Annotated in this window: 2 protein-coding genes; both read left to right on the top strand. The window is 75.8% G+C overall.

The genetic code is table 11. The annotated features are described in order from the left end of the window. Window positions 1-343: ROK family protein (locus ACFWR9_RS42435; RefSeq protein ID WP_383852964.1), on the top strand; the 343-nt coding region annotated here is incomplete at its 5' end. Beyond that, window positions 340-1,038 carry an N-acetylmannosamine-6-phosphate 2-epimerase gene (locus tag ACFWR9_RS42430; protein ID WP_383852962.1) on the top strand — a complete coding sequence of 233 codons (699 nt, stop codon included), beginning with the start codon at window positions 340-342 and terminating at the stop codon, window positions 1,036-1,038. The genes ACFWR9_RS42435 and ACFWR9_RS42430, both read left to right, overlap by 4 nt. Window positions 1,039-1,206 lie beyond the last annotated feature (168 nt).

Here is a 1,206-nt window from a genome sequence, read left to right as displayed (position 1 = left end):
CGCCCCGGCCGCCCCGCACGCCGGCGCCGTGGTCGCGGGGGCCGGGGGCGGCGACGACCTCGCCGCCCGCGTGGTCCGCGCGGCCGGGGAAGCGGTCGGGCGTGCGATCGCCGGAATCGTCACCGTCCTCGACCCCGACACCGTCGTCGTCGGCGGCGGGGTCGCCGAGGCCGGCGAACTCTGGTGGTCGGCGCTCGAGGGGACGCTGCGGTCGGAGGTGGTGGACGCGCTGGCCGGCCTGCCGCTGCTGCCCGCGGCGCTGGGCGGCGAGGCAGCCGTCGTCGGCGCGGCGCGCGATGCCTGGACCATGACTCTGTCGAGCAACGAGGAGAAGAGACCATGACGGACCGGCGACCCACCCCGGTGAACGGCCGGAGTGTGCTCGACGCGATGCGCGGACGCCTCACGGTGTCCTGCCAGGCGTACCCGGGCGAGCCCCTGCGCGACCCACGCACCACGGGACAGATGGCGCGGGCCGTCGTCGCAGGCGGTGCCGCGGCCGTACGGGCCCAGGGCATCGAGGACGTGAGTGCGGTCGTCGCGGCCGTCGACGTACCCGTCGTCGGCCTGTGGAAGGAGGGCGCCTCCGGGGTGTTCATCACCCCGACGCTGGAGCACGCGCTCGCCGTCGCCCGGGCCGGGGCCCATGTGGTGGCGCTCGACGGCACTCGTCGGCCGCGCCCGGACGGCCGGACGCTGGCGCGGACGGTCGAACTTCTCCGGGCCGAGACCGACGTCCTGGTCATGGCGGACTGCGGCTCCGTGGACGACGCCAGGGCCGCCGAGGACGCCGGCGTGGACCTGCTCGGCACCACCCTCTCCGGCTACACCGGGGAACGCCCGAAGACCGACGGACCCGATCTCGAACTGCTCGACGAGGTGCTGGCGTGGAGCAGCCTTCCGGTCGTCGTCGAGGGGCGTGTCCACACGCCCGCGCAGGCCGCCGCCGCGATCGAACGCGGGGCGTTCAGCGTCTGCGTGGGCACGGCCATCACCCACCCCACGACCATCACCGGCTGGTTCGTCGACGCTCTGTGACGCGGGCCACGGCGAGCGGTCCGCATGTCCGTTGTGCCGCGGTAACCACGAGTCCCGTTCACGCACAGCCGTGGTGGGGCCCCCTACCCCAAGGGGGGGGCGGCACACGGAGGGGGGGTCGGCGGGGGAGGGGGGGGGGTAGCGCGGGGGGGTGGCCCGCGGGATGTG

Source organism: Streptomyces sp. NPDC058534, from assembly GCF_042717365.1.
In the GTDB taxonomy this organism is placed as follows: Bacteria; Actinomycetota; Actinomycetes; order Streptomycetales; family Streptomycetaceae; genus Streptomyces.
Note: the sequence above shows the minus strand (reverse complement) of the source record. Positions and strands in the feature narration are given on the sequence as shown.

Bases quoted from the DNA above. Each gene is read 5' to 3' on its own strand.
- ACFWR9_RS42430 (WP_383852962.1), top strand. From the start codon at position 340: ATGACGGACCGGCGACCCACCCCGGTGAACGGCCGGAGTGTGCTCGAC.